The sequence below is a fragment of the Polynucleobacter sp. SHI8 genome (assembly GCF_027944005.1).
Lineage (GTDB): Bacteria > Pseudomonadota > Gammaproteobacteria > Burkholderiales > Burkholderiaceae > Polynucleobacter.
Genome location: NZ_AP027204.1, coordinates 2,040,274 through 2,054,681, shown reverse-complemented (window position 1 = coordinate 2,054,681; position 14,408 = coordinate 2,040,274). Strand labels below are relative to the sequence as shown.

Below are 14,408 nucleotides of genomic sequence, written 5' to 3'. Positions count from 1 at the left end.
TTTCTTGTCTCAAAGTTTGTTTTTCTTTAATTTAATATATACCCACAATATGACTAATTTGTTTAAGTTTTCCCAGTACTTCCAAAGCCACCTTCACCACGGCCTGAGGTTGCGAATTCATCAACAATTGACCATTCAATTTGCATGACTGGAACGATGACAAGTTGCGCCAAACGCTCCATAGGTTCTAATCGAAAGCTAGCATTGCCCCGATTCCAAGTGCTGACCATTAATTGCCCTTGATAGTCTGAGTCAATAAGTCCCACGAGATTACCTAGGACAATGCCATGCTTATGCCCAAGGCCAGAGCGAGGCAGGATCATAGCGCAGTACCGAGGATCATTAATGTAAATAGAAATACCTGTAGGGACAAGTAGAGTTTGTCCAGGAGCAATATCAATCGCTTCTTCTAAGCAGGCTCTTAAATCTAATCCAGCACTGCCAGGAGTAGCATATTGAGGAAGTTGAGAGCGCATCCGCTCATCCATAATTTTTACTTGAAGTTTTTGCATATGATTTAGTGTGATAAACGTTGCGCTACTTGAAAAATAATATCCCGCGCCAGAGAAAGCTTGTCAGAAGGACCAAGACTTAACTCCCCTTGAGTATCAATTAAGGTTACTTGATTGATATCTTCCCCAAACGTACTTGGCCCATGATTGGCAATCAATAAGGGGATGTTTTTTGCAATCAGCTTTTTTTTGCCATATTCGACAATATTTTCTGATTCTGCGGCAAAGCCTACACAGAAAGCAGTCTTACCAACAGGACTTTTAGCAAACTCAAACAAAATATCTGGATTTTGCACAAGTTCTAAAGAAAGAGTTTCTGATGCAGATTGCTTCTTTATTTTCTGAGGTGCCACTTGACCTACTCGCCAATCAGCTACAGCTGCAACACTAAAAAAGATATCGCAATGTGATTGCGACATCACCGCAGCATGCATTTCTGCAGCGCTTTGAACATTGACTCTTTGAATGTTTCCAAGATACGCTAAAGGAGTTTCCAGATGAACTGGGCCACTGATTAACTGAACTTGTGCACCAGCCTCAACTGCCGCTCTAGCAATGGCAAACCCCATTTTTCCTGAGCTACGGTTTGTAATACCCCTGACAGGATCGATCTCCTCAAAAGTGGGACCTGCAGTAATCAGGACTTTTTTGCCTTGCAGTAGCTTTGGTTGAAAAAAAGCAATTAAAGCCTCACAGATTTCAATTGGCTCTAACATGCGCCCCATACCAACTTCGCCGCAGGCCTGATCGCCACTTGCAGGGCCTAATAGGGTAACTTGGTCTTGCAATAAACGTTGCACACTTCTTTGTGTAGCCACATGCTCCCACATTTGACGATTCATCGCTGGTGTGATGAGAAGAGGGCATGGCGTAATTTCACCCCGTGACTCATGGCCTTTGGCAAGACACAAGGTACTTAATAAGTCATTTGCAAGACCTAAAGAAAGCTTCGCCATAAAATCCGCACTAGCAGGCGCGATCAAAATGGCATCGACATCTCTTGTGAGTTCAATATGGGGCATACCATTTGGGATACGAGTATCCCATTGACTTAAAAATACTGGATTTCCGGATACTGCTTGCATCGTGGTTGGAGTCACAAATTGAGTCGCTGCTTCAGTCATCACCACCTGGACTTGAGCACCTTGCTTAATTAATTGACGAACAAGTTCGGGAGATTTATAAGCAGCTATGCCACCTGAAATACCTAGCAGAATTTTTTTATTGTTGAGAGACATCATTGTAGAACTCTCCATTTTTAATCAACGGCGTTTGATTACACGTATTAGCTCATCAATAATTAATAAGCCCGTCCCCAAAGTAATGGCGCTATCAGCAATATTAAATGCAGGCCAGTGATACTGTTGATAATATACATCAATAAAATCGACAACTGCGCCATGGGCAAAGCGGTCTATTAAATTACCTATTGCACCACCTAGTATGACAGAGATTGAAAAACAAAAGATACCCTGATTAGCATGGCGTTTTAAAAGCCATAGCATCACAATTACTGCGAAGGATCCAATGCCAATAAAGAACCATTTTTGCCAACCACCTTCATTTGCCAAAAATGAGAATGCTGCACCAGGGTTATAAACAAGTACCCAATTCAAAAAAGAAGTTATTTTACGAGTACCATGTTCAGCAATTTGACTGAGAGTGATCCATTTAGTCGCTTGATCAATCAAGATGACCAATATGGCAATACACAACCACATGAAGAAATCATTTGATTTTTGATTTGAAAATGTAGACCTACCTTTAGCCATTACTTTACTCCTTAGTTTCTATGCATAATGTCGTTTTTCACCAGCACCATGAAGATTAATATCACATCTTTCGCAAAGCTCTGGGTGCGATGGGAGACTGCCTACTGCTGGAGTATAGTGCCAGCAACGGGTGCACTTTAAAAACGAAGAGGCTCTTACTGCAACTTGTAAAGGAGTACCGGAGGTCGTTGTAATTACCTCAGCCTGAGAGGTAATCAGTACAAACTTCAATTCAGGGCCAATACTTTTTAATATTGCAGCCTCTTCAGGAGGCGCATCAATGGTAATTTCTGCTTGCAGGGAAGAACCAACTTTACCAGCTTCTCGTTCAATTTCTATTGCCTTAGTTACATCTTGACGGATTTCACGAATGATTTTCCATTTCTGAAGTAATTCATTGGCTTGAGTGGAAGTAGGAACAGGTTGATATTGCGACGTAAAAATAGTTGTTGAATGTTGTTGATTATGATTAAACGATTGCCAAGCTTCCTCTGCAGTAAAGGATAGGAATGGTGCCATCCAATGCAACATAGAGTCTATGATGATATGTAAAACCGTTTGAGCACTTTTACGTGAACTTGCACTGGGTGCATTGGTATATAAACGATCTTTTAAAATATCTAAATAAAAGCCCCCTAAGTCCTCAGTACAAAATGACATGATGCGAGAAACTGCTGTATGAAACTCATACCGATCATATAGTGCCAAAAGCTCATCTTGGACTTGAGATGTTAAGGCGAGCATATATTGATCGATTTCGAGCAGTTGATTAATCTCAACTGCTTCCAGTTTTTGATCAAAATCACTGACGTTGGCCAGTAAAAAGCGTAATGTGTTTCTGATGCGACGATATGATTCAACCACTCTCTTTAATATTTCATCAGAGATGGTCATCTCACCAGAATAGTCTGTAGAAGCTGTCCACAAACGGATGATCTCAGCTCCCATCTTATCGGCCACTTCTTGAGGAGCAATCACATTACCTAAAGATTTACTCATTTTTCTGCCGTTACCATCGACAGTAAAGCCATGGGTTAGCAGCGCTTTGTAAGGTGGATTACCATTTAACATGACGCCAGTTAATAGTGAGGAATGAAACCAACCACGGTGCTGGTCTGAACCCTCTAAATATAAATCTGCCAAGCGATCACTGTCTGAATGTAATTCTTGACGGTGTGAACCACGAATGACATGCCAATGCGTACTTCCTGAATCGAACCAAACATCTAACGTGTCTTTATTTTTTTCATAAAGATCAGCATCTGCACCCAAGAAAGTCTGGATATCTAAGGTCTGCCATGCCTCTATACCCTGAACCTCAATTAGTTTGGCAATTGCTTCCATGTGCTCCAAGGTGTTGGGATGAAGCTCCCCAGTTTGCCTATGCACAAAAAATGCCATGGGGACACCCCATTGTCTTTGCCTTGAAAGAGTCCAATCTGGGCGATTAGCAATCATGCCATGAAGGCGTTGTTTACCCCACGCGGGATAAAAGTTAGTCGTCTCAATCCCGGCAAGTGCCATCTCACGCACACTGTGTGAAGTACCCGCAGGTTTGAAGTCCATGCTGGCAAACCATTGCGAAGTTGCCCTATAAATGATTGGGGTTTTATGCCGCCAACAATGCATGTAGGAGTGCGTAAACTCAATAGACTTGATGAGTGATCCTGCTTGAGATAAGGCTTGAACAATATTCGGATTTGCTTTCCATACAAATTGACCACCAAACAAAGGCAGATTATTCGCATAGACACCATTACTCATGACAGGACTAATAATGTCAGTGTCTTTTAATCCATGAGCCTTACAGGACTTATAGTCCTCTTCGCCGTACGCTGGAGCACTATGCACGATGCCCGTACCGCTATCCAAAGTGACGTATTGCGCACAATAAACAGGAGATAGTCGTTGATATCCAGAATCAAGTGAGGCTAAGGGGTGTTCGAAAGAAAAATTCTCAAGAGCTTGTCCAAGACAAACTCCCAGGACCTTACCCTCTAGGCCATAAGACTCCAGGCAGGCTTGCACCCTTTCTTTTGCCAAAATTAATAACTGCGAGCCAGTATCCACTAAAGCATATTCAAATTCTGGATGCACATTCAGCGCTTGATTGGATGGAATGGTCCAAGGAGTTGTGGTCCAAATAACAATGCGTCCATCCTTTTGAGGAAATTCAGAGATTCCAAATACTTTTGCAAGAGCAGTTTTTTGGTTTTCTGGAACACGAAACCCAACATCAATGGCAGGGTCTTTTTTATCTTGATACTCCACTTCAGCTTCCGCCAATGCAGAACCACAGTCAAAACACCAATTGACTGGTTTTAGCCCCCGGAAAACGAAGCCCTTTTCCATGATTTTTGCAAGGGCTCTTAATTCATTTGCCTCATTGGTAAAGTTCATGGTGAGATAAGGATTTTTCCAATCACCAAGAACGCCTAATCTTTCAAAATCTTTCTTTTGCTGCTCAATTTGCTCATTTGCATATGCACGAGCTTTAGCTTGAACTTCAGCTGTACTTAAGTTTTTACCGTATTTTTTTTCAATTTGGATTTCGATGGGCATGCCATGACAATCCCAGCCTGGAACATAAACTGCGTCAAAACCCATTAAGGTTTTACTTTTGACGATCATGTCTTTTAGAATTTTATTGACCGCATGCCCAATATGTATATTGCCATTTGCATAAGGAGGCCCATCATGCAAAATAAATTTTTTCTGACCAGATCTCGCTGCGCGAATCAGTCCATAAATATTTTTTTCTTGCCATTCTTTGACCCAGCGTGGTTCACGCTTAGGCAAGTCCCCTCTCATCGGAAAAGGGGTATCCAGTAAATTGACAGGGTATTGGTTATCAGACATATTAATTTTTAAAATAATTTCTTGCAGCGTTCGCATCAGCCTCAATTGCATTTTGCAAAGAGGTTAAATCAGAGTATTTTGCCTCATCTCTGAGCTTTTTCAAAAATTCTACTTGGATAATTTTCCCATACACTTCTTCATGAAAATCAAATAGGTGTGTTTCCAGCAAAACACGACCCGCATCCTCAACAGTAGGTCGATATCCCAAGCTAGCCACTCCAGAAATAGGGTTTTTTCCTAAACCGTGTACTTGAACTACAAAAATACCTGTCATTGCAGGAGGTCTTTGTTGAAAGCGATTGGTCATCGCCACATTTAAGGTTGGAAACCCTAAAGTTCGCCCCAATTTTTTGCCATGGATGACATGCCCTGAAATCATATAGGGGCGACCCAATAATTGTTTAGCAAGTTCAAGATCACCTTGATGTAAAGCATTTCTAACCGCTGTACTGGAAATACGTTGACTTTGAGAATCGTTGATCGTACTCAAAGCATGCACAGAGAAACCATATTGCTCCCCGACTATTTTTAAAGATTCGATATTTCCAGCCCTTTTTGCACCATAGTGGAAATCATCGCCAATTACGATGTGACGAGTATTTAAACCTTTTACTAGAATGTCATGGACAAATTCATCGGGGGTTTTTTTTGCAAAGTGGGCATTAAAGTGTTCAACGATGACTAAATCTACGTTGGTTTTTTTTAATGCATCCAACTTATCTCTAAGCCCTAAGATTCTCGCGGGAGCATGTTGGGGGGCAAAAAACTCTTTTGGATGAGGCTCAAAAGTTAACAAACAAGTCTGCAATTGATGCTGTTGAGCATAAGTATGTAATTCTGCGAGCAACGCCTGATGCCCCAAGTGCACACCATCAAAATTACCAATGGTTAACGCGCACGGGGTCCGAATTAAAGAGGGGGGTATTCCGCGGATAACTTTCACAACAATTTATCAATTATATTAGGGGTGATGAAAAAAATTGTGATTCTTATTTCTGGGCGCGGATCAAATCTTGCCGCAATCCTTGAGACCCAGCACGCAAGGGCTTGGGAAGCTCAGGTGATACATGTCATTTGTAATCAACCTGACGCCCCAGGAATTGCAATTGCCGATAAATTTGGCGTGCCAGTCACGATTATTGATCACAAAAGCTTTCCTAACAGGCCTTTATATGACCATGCTTTATTAGAAAAAACACGTAATCTGGAGCCGGATTTAGTTGTTTTAGCAGGTTATATGAGGATTTTATCAAGTGAGTTTGTCCAGCAATTTAGTGAGAAATTGATAAATATTCACCCCTCCTTATTACCTAGTTTTCCTGGCTTAAATACCCACCGCGCAGCCTTAAATGCAGGGGTTAAATGGCATGGGGCTACGGTGCACTTTGTTACAGAAGCTTTAGATGTTGGTCCAATCATCGCTCAGGGTATTGTTCCGGTTTTACAAAACGACACTGAAGAGATATTGGCGAGTAGGGTTTTTGTCATCGAGCATCTAATTTATCCACAAGCAATTGAGTGGTTTATTCGAGAACAACTTGTCTTAGAGCGGGGAAATGTTAGAGTAGAACCTGCGCAGCAACAATTTTTTATGTTGCCAACTACCCCTTAAGGAATCATTCATTCCAATGATGAATAAAAAAACACCTCCTGCAAAGAAAGTTTCAAGTAGGACAAGCTTACCTAAAAAAACACCCTACAACCCTGCGATTGCTAAAGCAAAGGCTTTACCAGTTCACTTAGAGCATCTCATGCGATTACTACCTGAGGTCTTAAAGTTTGATAGTCCTTCTGACATGGTAGTGAGTAAATACTTTAAAGATAATAGCCAACTTGGTAATCGTGATCGAGCTTTAATTGCGGAGTCTACATTTTCTGTATTACGACATAAATTAGAGTTACTGCAATATGCACAAAGTGGTCAAGGAGCTTTGTATAGAAGAATTGCTCTTTTAGGTTTAATGATTTCCTTATCTGAAGGGGGTTTGGGGACTAGCCATAAATTAGAGAGTGCATTAGCCGACTTAGCATTTGTCGCCCACCCTGGGGAAATTGATTGGCTACAACGATTTGTGAACTATCCTAGAGATAGCCTCACACCACCTGTGAGATTTAATTTGCCAGATTGGTTGTGGGAAGAATTGGAACAGCAAATTGGCTCTCAGTCTCGGGAGGAGTTAGCACTTGCTTTGTTAAAGCCCGCCGCCCTAGATTGTCGTGTGAATACGATGAAAGAAAAAAGAGAAACCTTGCTTGAAGAGTTAAATTTACTCGGAGGGCGCTATCAGGCCGTAGCCACACCTTATTCTGAATTAGGGGTGAGGTTACTTGGCAAGCCTGCATTACAAAATTTGCAAAGTTTTAAAGACGGTAAGTTTGAGGTACAAGATGAAGGTAGTCAATTACTGAGTATGTTGCTAGCCCCTAAAAGAGGGGAGATGGTCGTTGATTTTTGCGCAGGAGCTGGAGGCAAGACACTTGCAATGGGCGCCATGATGAAATCTATGGGTCGTTTATATGCCTTTGATATATCCGCAAGAAGACTTGCAAGATTAAAACCAAGAGTTGCCAAAAGTGGTTTGTCTAATGTTCATCCCGTATGGATTGATAGTGAAAATGATGCCAAAGTAAAGCGTTTAGCGGGAAAAATTGATCGCGTTTTAGTTGATGCGCCTTGTAGTGGTTTAGGCACGCTTCGGAGAAATCCTGATTTGAAGTGGCGACAGAGTCCTCAGGCGATTGAAGAGCTTCAGGCAAAACAATATTCCATATTGAATGCAGCAGCAAAATTATTAAAGCCCGGTGGAAGATTAGTTTATGCAACTTGCAGTATTTTGGAGCAAGAAAATCAAGTGATTGTTCTTGAGTTTTTAAAACAACATCCAAATTTCGTATTACTTGATCCAAAAGAGGTTTTAAAGGGATCATTCCCTCAATTAAATGATATCCCGGTTGGAGCAAGCTTGGATTCTTCCTGGTGGCAACTTTGGCCAAACCGTCACGAAACCGATGGTTTTTTTGCGGCCATTCTAGAGAAAAAAACAACGATTACTCAAACCCCACAAGAGGAAGTGCAAGAAACCCCCGTGAAAGAGGAGTAAAATAGAGGTTTAGGTCTAATAGAGCGAGTTTAATTTTGCAAGAGCTAAGTCAAGTTTTACCAGAGTGGTTGTTGGAGTGGATGTCTGGTGGAGTATTACAGTGGTCAGGATGGGCAGTTTTTTGGTACATCATCATCATGACCCACATTACCATCGCCAGTGTGACTATTTTTTTACATCGACACCAAGCGCATCGGGCACTAGATTTACATCCTGCCGTGTCACATTTTTTCCGTCTTTGGCTGTGGTTAACGACTGGAATGGTCACTAAAGAGTGGGCAGCAATTCACCGTAAACATCACGCAAAATGTGAAACTATAGATGATCCTCATAGTCCTCAAGTGTTAGGGATTCATACCGTTTTGTGGCGTGGAGCGGATTTATATAAATTAGAAGTCAATAATCAAGAAACCATGGATAAATTTGGTCATGGCACACCAGATGATTGGGTTGAAAATCACATTTACTCTAAATATCGTTGGCAAGGTGTTGGTTTAATGATGGCAATTAACCTTCTGCTATTTGGAGCTATTGGTGGATTTATTTGGGCCATTCAAATGATTTGGATTCCCTTTACAGCTGCTGGAATTATTAATGGCATTGGACATTTTTGGGGTTATCGAAATTATGACTGCGAAGATGCTTCAAGAAATATCTTACCCTTAGGCTTGATTATTGGCGGTGAAGAGTTGCACAACAATCATCATACTTTTGCCACAAGTGCTAAGTTATCAAGTAAATGGTATGAAATAGATATTGGTTGGTTATATATTTGCGCCTTACAAAGCTTGAAGTTAGCTCATGTCAAAAAGACGATTCCTAAAATGCGCCAGACTCAAGCTCAAGTCATCAATGAAGAGCTCGTAAAAACAGTCATCAAACATCGTTACGAGCTGATGGCACAGTATAGTAAGACCTTGAAAGAGGCCTTTAAACAAGAGGTCAGAGGCATGAAGGATTTAGCAAAAGAGTTTGCAGACAATCATCATTGGTTATGTAAGGATGAGAATAAATTAAGCTCACTGCATAAAATCCGCCTAGAAAATTTGATGAGTGCAAATGATCGCATGAAGCATTTGATAGAAATGCGCAGAGAATTAACTCAAATTTGGTCAAGATCTTCTGCGACTGGTGATCAATTACTGGAGCAGTTACATCATTGGTGCGTTAAAGCTGAGAGAAGTAATAACCAGTTCTTACAACTATTTTCTCAAAAACTAAAAACCCTGGCATAAAAAAACCGCACATCGTGCGGTTTTTTTATATTTAAAGAAATTACTTAATCTTTGTTTCTTTGTAAGAAACGTGCTTGCGAGCCTTAGGATCAAACTTCATAATCTCCATTTTTTCAGGAGTAGTTCTTTTGTTTTTAGTAGTGGTATAGAAGTGACCAGTACCTGCAGTAGATTCTAATTTGATTTTTTCGCGTCCGCCTTTTGCCATGATGGGTTCCTTAAGTTTTTATAGTTCACCACGAGCACGGATATCAGCCAAAACTGAATCAATACCGTTTTTATCAATGAGACGTAAGCCCGCATTAGTAAGACGTAAGCTTACCCAACGGTTTTCTGACTCAACCCAAAAACGACGATTTTGCAAATTAGGCAAAAAGCGACGCTTAGTTTTATTGTTTGCATGGGAAACATTGTTACCGACCATCGGCTTTTTCCCGGTGACTTGGCATACCTTAGCCATGACACACTCCTTCATATTCTGTACTAAAGACAATGATTATAGCATTTACAATTGGTAATTGCCAAGCGAATATAGAAAAATTTATTCTATTCGTCCAGACTAAGGTTTCCACCGTCTAAAAGTGAATAATAGGCATTTTGAGTGACGATGAGATGATCTAGGACATTGATTTCTATGGAATTTAATAATTTTCTGAGAGTTTTTGTTAAAGCAATATCTGCTTCACTTGGAAAAGCTAGTCCATTTGGATGGTTATGCGCCAATATAACTGCAGAACTATTTCTCTTCAGAGCCTCTTTTATCAATTCTCGAGGATAAATAAAAGTTTGGTGGAAATCCCCTCGAAAAAGAACCTTAAATTCAATCAAGTAACCCATTTGATCAAGAAAAAAGCAAGCAAAGACCTCATGATCCAAGGAGCCTATGCTTGTTTGTAAAAACTGTCTCGTCATTGCTTGGGACTGTAAAAGTGGCCGATCTTTTAACTGCTCAAGGCTTGCTCTTTTCACTAATTCTTGCGCAGCTTGGATTTGCGTCCACTTGGCAATGCCTAGACCCGGTATATCTTTAAAATCATCTAAAGAACTTGTTAAAAGATTTTGAAATCCTCCAAAATGTTGCAAAATATCAGAAGAGAGTTCTATTGCATTTCGATTTTTATTCCCAGTTTGAATAAAAATTGCCAATAACTCGGCATTACTTAATGATTGGATACCGAATTGTAAAACCCTTTCTCTAGGGCGCATTTCAACAGGCCAATTTCGAATAGATGAGCGATTTGGTGGTGCCATCGCTACAATAGGTACATTATGGAAAATATTGTAAAAAACGAATCTTTTTTGACTTTGCACTATCGCTTGAGCTTTAAGGATGGTGCAGACATTGCAAATACATTTACTGATAAACCAGCAACCGTTTTGATGGGGGCCGGTCAATTCGCTCCTGGATTGGAAAACGTCATGATGGGATTGTCTAGTGGCGATCATCAAACGTTTACGCTGAGTCCCGAAAATGCCTATGGATTGCGTAATCCTGAGTTGGTACAAAAAATATCTATACAAACCTTGCAACAAAATAGTGATCCAGAAGCAGATTATTCTCCTGGAGATATTGTTGAGTTTGAAGCACCGCACGGCGGTAAGTATGCTGGTACTTTGCAGAGTATGGATGAGACTGGCGCTTGGTTTGACTTTAATCATCCGTTGGCCGGTAAAGAGATGATCTTTGAAGTCAAAATTATTTCTGTTCTTTAAAACATGTAACCCCGCAAAATGAGTCAAGACAATCATCCATCTGCTGAAATTTTGTTGGCACAGCCAAGGGGATTTTGTGCTGGTGTTGATCGAGCCATTACGATTGTGAATCAGGCGCTGGAGCAATTTGGTGCACCAATCTATGTTCGTCATGAAATTGTTCATAACAAATACGTGGTGGATGATTTGCGTTCCAGAGGAGCCATTTTTATTGACGATTTGGCTACGGTTCCTGCAGGGGCAACACTGGTTTTTAGTGCTCATGGAGTTCCCCCAAAAGTAAAAGAAGATGCTCAAGCAAGAGGCTTTCGTGTTTTTGATGCAACATGCCCATTGGTAACCAAAGTACATGTGGAAGTGGCGAAGATGTATCGCGATGGACACTACATTGTGATGATTGGACATAAGGGTCATCCTGAAGTTGAGGGAACGATGGGGCAGGTAAAAGATCGGATTAGTTTGGTGCAAACAGTAGGTGATGTGGCGACCTTGGATTTACCACTCAATATGCCAATTGCATATGTGACACAAACCACTTTGTCGATTGATGAAACGGCAGATATTGTTGTTGCATTGACCAAAAAATTCCCTCACATCACACAACCTAAAAAACAAGACATTTGTTATGCAACCCAGAACCGACAAGATGCTGTCAAACTCATGGCGCCTCAAGTTGAACTTGTTATTGTCGTGGGTAGCCCTAATAGTTCGAACTCGAATCGGTTGTGGGAGCTTTCTGAAAAATTAGGTGTAAAGGCTTACATGGTGGATCACCCCTCTCAATTAAAAGAGGAGTGGTTTAAAGATATTAAGAGGGTCGGTTTAACAGCTGGAGCATCAGCGCCAGAGATTCTTGCGCAATCTATCATCGAAAAAATTAGAGAATTTGGTCCAAGAGCAGTTCGATCCTTGGATGGTGTGATTGAACACACTATTTTTCAATTACCTAAGGGATTAAATCCAAATTCAACGAGTAGAATAAAACAATAATTGCAAAACATTTAGTGAGTTCAATTCAGCAAAGGAGAATGAATATGGGTTACAAAACAAACAAAAATATCTTAGATTTAACGAAGCTTGTTGGTGCGGTGAGTTTGTCGGCCTTGATGTTGGTTTCCTGTGGAAAAAAAGAAAGTGCTTCTAGTTCATCGGACTCCATTGTTGTGAAAATTGGAAATGTTGCTCCTGTTACCGGACCTAACGCTCATCTTGGAAAAGATAATGAAAATGGTGCAAGACTTGCGATTGAAGAAGTGAATAAGCAAGGCCTTGTAATTAATGGTAAAAAAGTTACTTTAGAGTTTTTAGCGGAAGATGATGCATCAGATCCAAAACAAGGCACACAAGTTGCGCAAAAATTAGTTGACCAAAAAGTTGTGGCCGTCGTCGGACATTTAAATTCTGGAGTATCGATTCCCGCTTCTAAAATATATAGCGAAGCTGGCATTGCCCAGATTTCACCATCGTCCACAAATCCTGAATATACAAAACAAGGCTTTAAAACGACATTTCGCTTAGTTGGCACTGATGCACAACAAGGACCCGTATTAGCAAAATACACCTTAGAAAAACTTAATGGAAAAAGTATTGCTATTGTGGATGATTCAACACAATACGGTAAAGGTTTAGCCGATGAGTTTGAAAAAACAATTCTTGCCGCAGGTGGAAAAATAGTGATTCATGAAGCAACGAATGATAAGGCTACAGACTTTAAAGCGATACTAACCAATATTAAATCGAAAAAGCCAGATGTGATTTTGTTTGGCGGTATGGACGCTACGGGTGGTCCGTTCGCTAAGCAAGCAATGGAACTTGGGATCACTGCCAAGATTATTGGTGGTGATGGTATCTGTAGCCCAACACTAGCGCAACTAGCCGGTGACGCTGCAGTTAATGTGATTTGTTCGACTGTTGGTGTTCCAAAGGAAAGCTTAAGTAATGGCGAAGCCTTCTTAAAGAATTATCAAGAGCGTTTTAAATCTCAGGTAGAAATATACTCACCCATGGCATATGACGCTGTCATGATTATTGTTGATGCCATGAAGCGCGCAAATGCTACAGATGCTGCCTCTATATTGAACGTTTTACCTGCAACTAATTATGCTGGCTTGTCAGGAGAGATTACCTTTGATGCAAAGGGAGATTTAAAAGAAAGCGTTATTACTTTGAATCAATACAAAGACGGTAAAGTGGTGACACTTGAAGTTGTAAAAATGAAATAAATATCTAACGGCAGATATTCATCTGCCGTTTCATTATGGATATATTCTTACAGCAAATTCTGAATGGCTTAGTTTTAGGTAGCATTTATGCCTTGATTGCTTTGGGCTACACCATGGTCTATGGAGTCCTTGGAATTATTAATTTTGCACATGGTGAAGTATTGATGTTAGGGGCCATGATTGCTTTAACTTGCATGCAAGTGTTACAGTATTTTTTCCCAGAGTTGCCAGTAATTATTACTATCTTGATTGTTTTAGTTGTTTCAATATCATCATGTGCAGTGATTAGTTTTTATATTGAAAAATTAGCCTATCGACCCTTAAGATTTGCACCACGACTTGCCCCATTGATTTCCGCAATAGGCATGTCAATCCTGTTACAAACTATTGCAATGATGATTTGGGGAAGAACACCTTTGCGATTTCCGCAATTATTACCAACTCAAGCCATTCAAATTCCTTATTCGACTGCAACAATTACGACAAAGGAAATCATCATCATTGTTGTTTCATTGATTGTGATGCTCACTTTGCTAGTGCTTGTAAAAAAAACCAAGTTTGGTCGAGCTATTCGCGCCACCTCTGAAAATCCCTCGGTTGCAGGTCTAATGGGAGTCAATACTGATCGTGTGATTTCATATACATTTATGTTGGGTGGGGGCCTTGCGGCTTTAGCTGGTTTTATGATTGCTAGTAATTATGGATCAGCCCATTTTTATATGGGTTTTACCCCTGGCTTAAAAGCATTTACAGCAGCTGTTTTGGGTGGTATTGGCAATATCCCTGGTGCAATGCTTGGAGGCTTGTTACTGGGCCTAATTGAATCTCTAGGATCGGGATATATCAGTGAATTATCAGGTGGAGTATTTGGTTCTAATTATCAAGATATTTTTGCATTTCTTGTTTTAATTATCGTACTGATTTTTAGACCATCAGGTTTGTTAGGAGAAAAACAAGGAGACCGGGCATGATCCAATTCTCCCAAGATAAAAAA

General features: G+C 40.5%; 15 protein-coding genes. 7 read left to right on the top strand and 8 right to left on the bottom strand.

Annotated elements, in window-relative coordinates:
* Positions 1–62: 62 nt before the first annotated feature.
* The 5 genes from dut to QMN06_RS10270 are packed head-to-tail and all read right to left on the bottom strand — an operon-like array spanning position 63 to position 6,086.
* Entirely contained in the window at positions 63–512 is a 450-nt protein-coding gene (gene dut, locus QMN06_RS10290) for a dUTP diphosphatase (RefSeq protein ID WP_281970029.1), read from the bottom strand.
* Positions 513–517: 5 nt separating this feature from the next.
* A complete protein-coding gene (gene coaBC / locus QMN06_RS10285; RefSeq protein WP_281971771.1) occupies positions 518–1,750 on the bottom strand; it encodes a bifunctional phosphopantothenoylcysteine decarboxylase/phosphopantothenate--cysteine ligase CoaBC in 1,233 nt (410 codons plus the stop codon).
* Positions 1,751–1,774: 24 nt separating this feature from the next.
* On the bottom strand, positions 1,775–2,284 hold the full coding sequence (gene lspA / locus QMN06_RS10280; protein ID WP_281970028.1) for a signal peptidase II: 510 nt from the start codon (positions 2,282–2,284) through the stop codon (positions 1,775–1,777).
* Positions 2,285–2,302: 18 nt separating this feature from the next.
* A complete protein-coding gene (ileS, locus tag QMN06_RS10275) occupies positions 2,303–5,143 on the bottom strand; it encodes an isoleucine--tRNA ligase (protein ID WP_281970027.1) in 2,841 nt (946 codons plus the stop codon).
* Position 5,144: 1 nt separating this feature from the next.
* Positions 5,145–6,086, bottom strand: coding sequence for a bifunctional riboflavin kinase/FAD synthetase (locus QMN06_RS10270; protein WP_281970026.1), 942 nt, complete (start codon positions 6,084–6,086; stop codon positions 5,145–5,147).
* 27 nt (positions 6,087–6,113) lie between these two features.
* On the opposite strand from QMN06_RS10270, the gene purN reads away from it, so the two are divergent.
* From purN to QMN06_RS10255, 3 genes are all read left to right on the top strand, one after another.
* Positions 6,114–6,755: a phosphoribosylglycinamide formyltransferase gene (gene purN / locus QMN06_RS10265; protein ID WP_281970025.1), complete on the top strand. Its 642-nt coding sequence runs from the start codon at positions 6,114–6,116 to the stop codon at positions 6,753–6,755.
* Between the two features lie 16 nt (positions 6,756–6,771).
* Positions 6,772–8,244 (top strand): RsmB/NOP family class I SAM-dependent RNA methyltransferase, encoded by a 1,473-nt coding sequence (locus QMN06_RS10260; RefSeq protein WP_281970024.1) that lies wholly within the window; start codon positions 6,772–6,774, stop codon positions 8,242–8,244.
* Between the two features lie 80 nt (positions 8,245–8,324).
* A complete protein-coding gene (locus QMN06_RS10255) occupies positions 8,325–9,479 on the top strand; it encodes a fatty acid desaturase (protein ID WP_281971770.1) in 1,155 nt (384 codons plus the stop codon).
* A 40-nt stretch (positions 9,480–9,519) separates the two neighbouring features.
* Here the strand turns inward: QMN06_RS10255 and rpmG are convergent, their stop codons facing one another.
* From rpmG to radC, 3 genes are all read right to left on the bottom strand, one after another.
* Entirely contained in the window at positions 9,520–9,687 is a 168-nt protein-coding gene (gene rpmG / locus QMN06_RS10250) for a 50S ribosomal protein L33 (RefSeq protein WP_281970023.1), read from the bottom strand.
* An 18-nt stretch (positions 9,688–9,705) separates the two neighbouring features.
* Entirely contained in the window at positions 9,706–9,939 is a 234-nt protein-coding gene (gene rpmB / locus QMN06_RS10245; RefSeq protein WP_281970022.1) for a 50S ribosomal protein L28, read from the bottom strand.
* A gap of 86 nt (positions 9,940–10,025) precedes the next feature.
* Positions 10,026–10,730, bottom strand: a complete 705-nt coding sequence (gene radC / locus QMN06_RS10240; RefSeq protein WP_281970021.1) for a DNA repair protein RadC — start codon at positions 10,728–10,730, stop codon at positions 10,026–10,028.
* Positions 10,731–10,748: 18 nt separating this feature from the next.
* On the opposite strand from radC, the gene QMN06_RS10235 reads away from it, so the two are divergent.
* The 4 genes from QMN06_RS10235 to QMN06_RS10220 all read left to right on the top strand — a co-directional run bounded on the left by QMN06_RS10235 (position 10,749) and on the right by QMN06_RS10220 (position 14,385).
* Complete coding sequence (locus QMN06_RS10235; protein ID WP_281970020.1) at positions 10,749–11,192, top strand: peptidylprolyl isomerase; 444 nt, start codon at positions 10,749–10,751, stop codon at positions 11,190–11,192.
* An 18-nt stretch (positions 11,193–11,210) separates the two neighbouring features.
* Positions 11,211–12,182, top strand: coding sequence for a 4-hydroxy-3-methylbut-2-enyl diphosphate reductase (ispH, locus tag QMN06_RS10230; protein WP_281970019.1), 972 nt, complete (start codon positions 11,211–11,213; stop codon positions 12,180–12,182).
* A 116-nt stretch (positions 12,183–12,298) separates the two neighbouring features.
* On the top strand, positions 12,299–13,414 hold the full coding sequence (locus QMN06_RS10225; protein ID WP_281971769.1) for a branched-chain amino acid ABC transporter substrate-binding protein: 1,116 nt from the start codon (positions 12,299–12,301) through the stop codon (positions 13,412–13,414).
* Between the two features lie 35 nt (positions 13,415–13,449).
* Positions 13,450–14,385, top strand: coding sequence for a branched-chain amino acid ABC transporter permease (locus tag QMN06_RS10220; RefSeq protein ID WP_281970018.1), 936 nt, complete (start codon positions 13,450–13,452; stop codon positions 14,383–14,385).
* The last annotated feature ends 23 nt before the right edge of the window (positions 14,386–14,408 follow it).

Bases quoted from the DNA above. Each gene is read 5' to 3' on its own strand.
- dut (WP_281970029.1), bottom strand. From the start codon at position 512: ATGCAAAAACTTCAAGTAAAAATTATGGATGAGCGGATGCGCTCTCAA.
- coaBC (WP_281971771.1), bottom strand. From the start codon at position 1,750: ATGTCTCTCAACAATAAAAAAATTCTGCTAGGTATTTCAGGTGGCATA.
- lspA (WP_281970028.1), bottom strand. From the start codon at position 2,284: ATGGCTAAAGGTAGGTCTACATTTTCAAATCAAAAATCAAATGATTTC.
- ileS (WP_281970027.1), bottom strand. From the start codon at position 5,143: ATGTCTGATAACCAATACCCTGTCAATTTACTGGATACCCCTTTTCCG.
- purN (WP_281970025.1), top strand. From the start codon at position 6,114: ATGAAAAAAATTGTGATTCTTATTTCTGGGCGCGGATCAAATCTTGCC.
- QMN06_RS10260 (WP_281970024.1), top strand. From the start codon at position 6,772: ATGATGAATAAAAAAACACCTCCTGCAAAGAAAGTTTCAAGTAGGACA.
- QMN06_RS10255 (WP_281971770.1), top strand. From the start codon at position 8,325: ATGTCTGGTGGAGTATTACAGTGGTCAGGATGGGCAGTTTTTTGGTAC.
- rpmG (WP_281970023.1), bottom strand. From the start codon at position 9,687: ATGGCAAAAGGCGGACGCGAAAAAATCAAATTAGAATCTACTGCAGGT.
- rpmB (WP_281970022.1), bottom strand. From the start codon at position 9,939: ATGGCTAAGGTATGCCAAGTCACCGGGAAAAAGCCGATGGTCGGTAAC.
- radC (WP_281970021.1), bottom strand. From the start codon at position 10,730: ATGGCACCACCAAATCGCTCATCTATTCGAAATTGGCCTGTTGAAATG.
- QMN06_RS10235 (WP_281970020.1), top strand. From the start codon at position 10,749: ATGGAAAATATTGTAAAAAACGAATCTTTTTTGACTTTGCACTATCGC.
- ispH (WP_281970019.1), top strand. From the start codon at position 11,211: ATGAGTCAAGACAATCATCCATCTGCTGAAATTTTGTTGGCACAGCCA.
- QMN06_RS10225 (WP_281971769.1), top strand. From the start codon at position 12,299: ATGTTGGTTTCCTGTGGAAAAAAAGAAAGTGCTTCTAGTTCATCGGAC.
- QMN06_RS10220 (WP_281970018.1), top strand. From the start codon at position 13,450: ATGGATATATTCTTACAGCAAATTCTGAATGGCTTAGTTTTAGGTAGC.